Source organism: Pseudomonas edaphica (assembly GCF_005863185.1).
In the GTDB taxonomy this organism is placed as follows: Bacteria; Pseudomonadota; Gammaproteobacteria; order Pseudomonadales; family Pseudomonadaceae; genus Aquipseudomonas; species Aquipseudomonas edaphica.
The window spans coordinates 1-6,283 of sequence record NZ_VBVZ01000371.1 but is presented as its reverse complement, the minus strand read 5'-3'; the positions used below and the strand labels follow the sequence as shown (position 1 = coordinate 6,283).

Genomic DNA, 6,283 nt, shown 5'->3' with positions numbered 1-6,283 from the left:
ATCAGTTAGCTGATGCACCGCCATCGCAGGCAAGCCAGCTCCCACAATGACCGCGCCCCGTCCTCAATAAACATAAGAAGAGGCAACCCCATGCACCCTGAATCCTTCACCGGGCAGGCTTCTCTCGTCACGCCTAGCAGAAAGCGTTTCTTCATCATGGTGCTGCTGTTTATCACCGTGGTGATCAACTACCTCGACCGCAGCAACCTGTCGATTGCCGCCCCGGCACTGACCAGCGAACTGGGGATCGACCCGGTGCATGTCGGGCTGATCTTCTCCGCGTTCGGCTGGACCTACGCCGCCATGCAGATTCCCGGCGGCTGGCTGGTGGACCGCGTGCCGCCGCGCATTCTCTACACGGCTGCCCTGCTGTTGTGGTCTATCGCCACGGTAATGCTGGGGTTTGCGGCCAGCTTTATCGCGCTGTTTGTGCTGCGCATGGCCGTCGGCGCCCTGGAAGCACCGGCCTATCCGATTAACAGCCGCGTGGTCACCACTTGGTTCCCCGAGCGTGAGCGTGCCACCGCGATTGGCGTTTACACCTCCGGGCAGTTTGTCGGGCTGGCGTTCCTCACGCCGGTGCTGGCCTGGCTGCAACACGCGTTTGGCTGGCACATGGTGTTTGTCGCCACCGGTGGCGTCGGCATCCTGTGGGCGTTGATCTGGTACGCGGTGTACCGCGAGCCGAAAGATTTCAAAGGCGCCAACGCGGCAGAAATCGAGCTGATCCGCGAGGGCGGCGGCCTGGTGGATATGCAGGCGAAAGCGGTCAAGGCGCCGTTCAGTTGGGTCGACCTCGGGATAGTGCTGAGCAAGCGCAAGCTGTGGGGCATCTACCTGGGGCAGTTCTGCCTGAACTCGACGCTGTGGTTTTTTCTGACGTGGTTCCCGACCTACCTGGTGAAATATCGCGGCATGGACTTCATCAAGTCCGGCCTGCTGGCCTCGCTGCCATTCCTCGCTGCGTTTATCGGCGTGCTGTGTTCTGGGGTTTTTTCTGATTGGCTGATTCGCCGGGGTACGTCGGTAGGGTTTGCGCGCAAGCTGCCGATCATTGGTGGGTTGCTGATTTCCACGGCGATCATCGGCGCCAACTATGTGGACTCGACGGCCTGGGTGAGTGCGTTTCTGGCGCTGGCGTTCTTTGGCAATGGCCTGGCATCGATCACCTGGTCATTGGTGTCGACCCTGGCGCCGGCGCGGTTGTTGGGGCTGACGGGTGGGGTGTTTAACTTCATCGGCAACTTGTCGGCGATTACCACGCCGATAGTGATTGGCTTTCTGGCCAGTGGGGATTCGTTTGCGCCGGCGATTACCTATATCGCGGTGCTGGCATTGCTGGGGGCGCTGTCCTACGTGTTGCTGGTGGGCAAGGTTGAGCGCATCGAGCTGTAAATCCATTGTTTGAGTGGACCGAAACCCTGTGGCGAGCGGGCTTGTTGTGGCGAGCGGGCTTGCCCCGCGTTGGGCAGCGCAGCAGCCCCAATAAGGCCACTGCGTTTTTTCCTGATGAAACCGTGTTGTCTGGTTTTGGGGGCGCTTCGCACCCCAACGCGGGGCAAGCCCGCTCGCCACAACAGCTCGCCCGCCACAAAAGCTTTGCTGGGCTAGTAGAGGGCGCCATCCAGGATTTGATAGACGATGCTGGTGCCGATGGCGATCAACACGATATCGCCGCCGGAACGACGCCATTCATACCCTGGGTATTGCGGCAGATGGGCCAAGGCGCGGTTGTCGAGGCGTTCGCCGTAGTAGTTGCGTGGCAGCGGTTGGCCCCGCACCAGGCGCACGCCAGGAGGTGGTGGCGCGCCACGGCGGAAGTCGTTGTGGTTGTCACGGATCACCTGGCGCACGGGGCCGAAGTCCTGTGGCGGGCCACGACGGTTATCCTGCGGGCCGCGATGGTCGTCGCCGCGTTGCTCGTACTGGCCTTGCGGGCCGCCACGGCCTGGGCCATCGCCGCGTTGGTCGGGCGGCGCGGCCTGCGCCAGGGCACTTGCGCCGAGCATCAACACGCCAAGACCTGCGATCAAGCGTTTAGGCATTTTCATGGGGGCTTTCCTCAGTACTGCACGAACAAAAAAGGGATTTCGAACGAGGCTCGAAATCCCTTGGTCTTGTCAGTTTAGGTACTGGATTGCCCGGATGATTCCTCTGTATCAGGAACTTTACCCATTGCTACACGCCGCTTACGTACGGGCGTTACGGACACCTTCCGACAGCGCCGCGCAGAGGCTCAATACGCCATCAATTGCTTGCTGATCATTTTTCGCATTGGCGATGTGATCGATCAGCGCCGAACCCACCACCACACCGTCTGCCAGGCGTGCGATAGCGGCGGCTTGTTCCGGTGTGCGAATACCAAAGCCGATGCTGATCGGCAGGTCGGTATGCCGACGCAGGCGCGTTACCGCTTCCTCGACGTGTTCCAGGGTGGCGGCACCGGCACCGGTCACACCGGCCACCGACACGTAATACACAAAACCGGAGCTGCCGTTAAGCACGGTCGGCAGGCGCACGTCATCAGTGGTCGGCGTGGTCAGGCGGATAAAGTCGATGCCTGCCGCCTGGGCCGGGTCGCACAGCTCGCCGTTATGCTCGGGCGGCATGTCGACCACGATCAGGCCGTCGACACCGGCTTCTTTGGCGTCAGCGATAAACGTGGGCACGCCGTATTTGTGGATCGGGTTGAAGTAACCCATCAGCACCAGTGGCGTGTCCTGGTTGTCTTTGCGGAACTCGCGAACCATCTGCAGGGTTTTCAGCAGGTTCTGTTTGGCTTCCAACGCACGGATGTTGGCCAGTTGAATCGCCGGGCCGTCGGCCATCGGGTCGGTGAAGGGCATGCCCAGCTCGATCACGTCGGCACCGGCGGCGGGCAAGCCCTTGAGGATCGCCAGCGAGGTGTCATAACCCGGGTCGCCGGCGGTGACGAAAGTCACCAGGGCGGCGCGGTTTTGTTCTTTCAGTTGCGCAAAACGGGTTTGCAGGCGGCTCATCAGTGTTTCTCCTGCTTTGACTGCTCTTGTTGAGAGTGTTCCATATGGTGCATCACGGTCTGCATGTCTTTGTCGCCACGGCCGGACAGGTTGACCACCATCAGGTGATCTTTCGGCAAGGTCGGTGCGCGCTTGAACACTTCAGCCAGGGCATGGGCGCTTTCCAGTGCAGGAATAATCCCTTCCAGGCGGCAGCATTTGTGGAAGGCTTCGAGGGCTTCGTCGTCGGTCACCGAGGTGTACTGAACACGGCCGATATCATGCAACCAGGCGTGTTCAGGGCCGATACCTGGGTAGTCGAGGCCGGCGGAAATCGAGTGGGCGTCGATGATCTGGCCGTCGTCGTCCTGCAACAGGAAGGTGCGGTTGCCGTGCAGCACGCCCGGTACACCACCGTTGAGGCTGGCGGCGTGCTTGCCGGTTTCGATGCCGTGGCCGGCGGCTTCAACGCCGATGATTTCGACGCTGGTGTCATCCAGGAACGGGTGGAACAGGCCCATGGCGTTGGAACCACCGCCGATGCATGCCACCAGGCTGTCCGGCAGGCGGCCTTCCTGGGCTTGCAGCTGGTCGCGGGTTTCCTTGCCGATCACGGCCTGGAAATCGCGCACCATCGCCGGGTACGGGTGGGGGCCGGCCACGGTGCCGATCAGGTAGAAGGTGCTGTCGACGTTGGTCACCCAGTCACGCAGGGCTTCGTTCATCGCGTCTTTAAGGGTGCCGGTGCCGGCCACGACCGGGATCACTTCTGCGCCCAGCAACTTCATGCGGAACACGTTGGCCTGCTGGCGCTCGATGTCGGTGGTGCCCATGTAGATCACGCAATCGAGGCCAAAGCGCGCCGCCACGGTGGCGGTGGCCACGCCGTGCATGCCCGCGCCGGTCTCGGCGATGATGCGTTTTTTGCCCATGCGCCGCGCCAGCAGGATCTGGCCGATGCAGTTGTTGATCTTGTGCGCGCCGGTGTGGTTGAGCTCTTCGCGCTTGAGGTAGATCTTGGCGCCGCCACAGAACTCGGTCAGGCGTTCGGCGAAATACAGCGGGCTTGGGCGCCCGACGTAGTCGCGTTGGAAGTAGGCCAATTCTTCGTTAAAGGCCGGATCGATCTTGGCCGCTTCGTATTCGCGGGCCAGGTCGAGGATCAACGGCATCAGGGTTTCAGCGACGTAGCGGCCGCCGAACGCGCCAAACAGGCCGTTGGCGTCGGGGCCGTTGCGAAGGTCGGTCTGGGACTGAGTCATGGGGCGCTCCAGGAAAGAAGGTGAGGAGAGGCAATGACGGCCACTCTACCCCTGACGTGCCACGCTGAAAACCGATAAGATCGCCATAACCTGTCAGGAAAACTCACAGATGAGCCGAGACCTACCGCCCCTCAATGCCTTGCGTGCATTTGAGGCCACCGCCCGCTTGAACAGCGTCAGTCAGGCAGCCGAGCAACTGCATGTGACCCATGGCGCGGTCAGCCGCCAGTTGAAGGTGTTGGAAGAGCACTTGGGTGTCAGTCTGTTCGCCAAAGACGGGCGCGGCCTTAAACTCACAGATGCAGGCGTTCGGCTCAGGGATGCCAGTGCCGAAGCGTTCGAGCGTTTAAGGGATGTTTGCGCCGAACTGACCCGGGCCAGCGCCGATGCGCCTTTTGTGCTCGGCTGCTCGGGCAGCTTGCTGGCGCGCTGGCTGATTCCGCGCCTGGGCCGCTTGAACGCAGACTTGCCCGACTTGCGTCTGCACCTGTCGGCGGGTGACGGCGACCTCGACCCACGGCGCCCCGGCCTGGATGCCCTGCTGGTTTTTGCTGAGCCGCCATGGCCAGCGGACATGCAGGTGTATGAGTTGGCCAGCGAGCGCATTGGCCCGGTAATGAGCCCGCGCTTCGCCGGTTACGAACGCCTGCGCCAGGCGCCGCCCCACGCCCTGTGCGGTGAAGCCTTGTTACACACCACCTCGCGCCCGCAGGCCTGGCCCATCTGGGCGCAGCAACATGACATCGAGCCCGGCGCGTTGAAGCACGGCCAGGGTTTTGAGCATTTGTATTATTTGCTGGAGGCGGCGGTGGCGGGTTTGGGTGTGGCAATTGCGCCCGAACCGCTGGTGGCAGAGGACCTGCGAGCGGGTCGCCTGGTGGCGCCGTGGGGTTTCAGTGAAACCCCGGCGCACCTGGCGTTGTGGCTACCCAAGCGCGCCGCAGACGGGCGCGCGGGTCAGTTGGCGCAGTGGCTCAAGGCTGAGCTGTTGCGCCAGCCAGTTTAGTCACCGCGTTTGCACAGCAGGTAAGCCGCCAGCAGGCCCAGCGCGCCAACGGCAACGCCGGCGGTAGTCCATGGGTGCTCTTGTGCGTAGTCACGGGTTGCCGCGCTGGTTTCGCGGATTTTGACTTTGCTTTCTTCGTAGGCATCGCTGATCAAGTGGCGGGAGTGCTTGAGGGCATTCTCGGCATTGCTTTTCAGGGCCTTCAGCGTTTTGCGCGACTCATCGGACGCATCGTCCTTGAGGCTCTCAAGGGACTTGAGCAGGCTCGAAATCTCGGCTTCCATGCTTTCCAGCGACGCTTTGCGTAAAGAAGTGTTGGCCATGTGGAACTCTCCTGAAGTGATTGAGTGGCATGTGTAGATACCGACTCCACGGTTTTCAGAAAGTGCAGTAAATCTGAACTTTCGAGTGGCATTGGTCGCCAGAAGCAGTACGAAGATTCACTGCTACGCTCACTAGAGACCTCAGGAGAAACGTTATGTCTGATCATCACACCTACAAGAAAGTCGAACTGGTCGGCTCCTCGACCACCAGCATCGAAGACGCCATCAACAACGCCATCGCTGAGGCGCACAAGAGCATCAAGCACCTGGAGTGGTTCGAAGTGACCGAAACACGCGGCCATATCAAGGACGGCAAGGCCGCGCACTTCCAGGTCACGCTCAAGGTGGGATTCCGAATTGCCAGTAGTTGATCCCGTGAGTTGAACTTGCTGACTGGCCGATTGCCATAACCTGCGCTACAACCATTGGGTGCCGACGCCATAAGCGTCGGCACGCACTTTTCGATCAGCGCAAGGAAAGTAACGGATGAAGAAGTTCCTGTTAGCGGTAGGTTTGTTGAGCATTGCGGGCACTGCCCTGGCGGCGGGCAAGCCTTGTGAAGAGCTGAAAGGTGAACTCGCGGCGAAGCTCGACGCTAAAGGTGTTCAGCATTATTCGCTGGATGTTGTCGACAAAGGCGCGGCGGCCGATGGCAAAGTGATTGGCAGTTGCGAAGGCGGCACCAAGGAAATCGTCTACAAGCGCGGTTAATCC

Annotated in this window: 8 protein-coding genes; 4 read left to right on the top strand and 4 right to left on the bottom strand. The window is 61.2% G+C overall.

Annotated features, from left to right (window positions below):
• Nucleotides 1–90 precede the first annotated feature (90 nt).
• Nucleotides 91–1,395, top strand: a complete 1,305-nt coding sequence (locus tag FEM54_RS21800; protein WP_138452954.1) for an MFS transporter — start codon at nt 91–93, stop codon at nt 1,393–1,395.
• Nucleotides 1,396–1,607: 212 nt separating this feature from the next.
• Here the strand turns inward: FEM54_RS21800 and FEM54_RS21795 are convergent, their stop codons facing one another.
• From FEM54_RS21795 to trpB, 3 genes are all read right to left on the bottom strand, one after another.
• Nucleotides 1,608–2,051, bottom strand: a complete 444-nt coding sequence (locus FEM54_RS21795) for an anti-virulence regulator CigR family protein (protein WP_017137925.1) — start codon at nt 2,049–2,051, stop codon at nt 1,608–1,610.
• A gap of 138 nt (nt 2,052–2,189) precedes the next feature.
• The gene (gene trpA / locus FEM54_RS21790; protein ID WP_017137924.1) at nt 2,190–2,999 is read right to left on the bottom strand and encodes a tryptophan synthase subunit alpha; all 810 of its coding nucleotides are present in this window, start codon (nt 2,997–2,999) and stop codon (nt 2,190–2,192) included.
• Complete coding sequence (gene trpB / locus FEM54_RS21785; protein WP_058420548.1) at nt 2,999–4,240, bottom strand: tryptophan synthase subunit beta; 1,242 nt, start codon at nt 4,238–4,240, stop codon at nt 2,999–3,001. Before trpB ends, trpA begins: the two co-directional genes overlap by 1 nt.
• 109 nt (nt 4,241–4,349) lie before the next feature.
• Here trpB and FEM54_RS21780 point away from each other — a divergent pair, with 109 nt between their 5' ends.
• The gene (locus tag FEM54_RS21780; protein ID WP_138452952.1) at nt 4,350–5,246 is read left to right on the top strand and encodes a LysR family transcriptional regulator; all 897 of its coding nucleotides are present in this window, start codon (nt 4,350–4,352) and stop codon (nt 5,244–5,246) included.
• Here FEM54_RS21780 and FEM54_RS21775 read toward each other — a convergent pair.
• On the bottom strand, nt 5,243–5,569 hold the full coding sequence (locus FEM54_RS21775; RefSeq protein ID WP_003187304.1) for an ElaB/YgaM/YqjD family protein: 327 nt from the start codon (nt 5,567–5,569) through the stop codon (nt 5,243–5,245). The two genes, FEM54_RS21780 and FEM54_RS21775, sit on opposite strands and share 4 nt — an antisense overlap.
• Nucleotides 5,570–5,724: 155 nt before the next feature.
• Between FEM54_RS21775 and FEM54_RS21770 the strand changes: the two genes are divergently transcribed.
• Nucleotides 5,725–5,940 carry a dodecin gene (locus tag FEM54_RS21770; RefSeq protein WP_016969657.1) on the top strand — a complete coding sequence of 72 codons (216 nt, stop codon included), beginning with the start codon at nt 5,725–5,727 and terminating at the stop codon, nt 5,938–5,940.
• A gap of 115 nt (nt 5,941–6,055) precedes the next feature.
• On the top strand, nt 6,056–6,280 hold the full coding sequence (locus FEM54_RS21765; protein WP_017137921.1) for a DUF1161 domain-containing protein: 225 nt from the start codon (nt 6,056–6,058) through the stop codon (nt 6,278–6,280).
• Nucleotides 6,281–6,283: the final 3 nt, after the last annotated feature.

Coding starts and splice junctions, on each gene's coding strand:
- FEM54_RS21800 (WP_138452954.1), top strand. CDS start 91: ATGCACCCTGAATCCTTCACCGGGCAGGCTTCTCTCGTCACGCCTAGC.
- FEM54_RS21795 (WP_017137925.1), bottom strand. CDS start 2,051: ATGAAAATGCCTAAACGCTTGATCGCAGGTCTTGGCGTGTTGATGCTC.
- trpA (WP_017137924.1), bottom strand. CDS start 2,999: ATGAGCCGCCTGCAAACCCGTTTTGCGCAACTGAAAGAACAAAACCGC.
- trpB (WP_058420548.1), bottom strand. CDS start 4,240: ATGACTCAGTCCCAGACCGACCTTCGCAACGGCCCCGACGCCAACGGC.
- FEM54_RS21780 (WP_138452952.1), top strand. CDS start 4,350: ATGAGCCGAGACCTACCGCCCCTCAATGCCTTGCGTGCATTTGAGGCC.
- FEM54_RS21775 (WP_003187304.1), bottom strand. CDS start 5,569: ATGGCCAACACTTCTTTACGCAAAGCGTCGCTGGAAAGCATGGAAGCC.
- FEM54_RS21770 (WP_016969657.1), top strand. CDS start 5,725: ATGTCTGATCATCACACCTACAAGAAAGTCGAACTGGTCGGCTCCTCG.
- FEM54_RS21765 (WP_017137921.1), top strand. CDS start 6,056: ATGAAGAAGTTCCTGTTAGCGGTAGGTTTGTTGAGCATTGCGGGCACT.